We start from the raw sequence: 336 nt of genomic DNA on the forward strand, positions 1-336 counted from the left end.
AACGACCAGCTTAGCCACACTTGCCGCGCAGTGAGTAGGACTGTGCTTGGCGGTTTGGTGGTTGCGTTAGGGATTGGCAAGCAGGAACGTAGAGCCACGGCAAGCTTGCTTGCCATCAGTGGATCACGTTATCGCGGGGAGCGAAGCGAAAAGCCCGACCGAAGGGAACGCCCAAGTTCATCAGTTGTCTTTAGATGACATAGCGCGACAGCAGCCAATAGACACTCAGAGTAAATAGATTAACCGCCGAGGCACGTTTCAAAGCACACCAAGGGGTATTGTCAGATAAACGGAAAAGGGCGGCGCAGCCGCCGCTTGTTTCGCGTTTTGCGGGGA

At 54.8% G+C, this 336-nt stretch carries 1 protein-coding gene; it reads left to right on the forward strand.

Annotated elements, in window-relative coordinates:
- Positions 1-198 (forward strand): hypothetical protein (locus tag KFE26_RS23765; RefSeq protein ID WP_212601930.1); only part of this gene is annotated, 198 nt, incomplete at its 5' end.
- Between the last annotated feature and the right edge of the window lie 138 nt (positions 199-336).

The sequence above is a fragment of the Shewanella sp. M16 genome, from assembly GCF_018224605.1.
Taxonomy (GTDB): Bacteria; Pseudomonadota; Gammaproteobacteria; order Enterobacterales; family Shewanellaceae; genus Shewanella; species Shewanella oncorhynchi.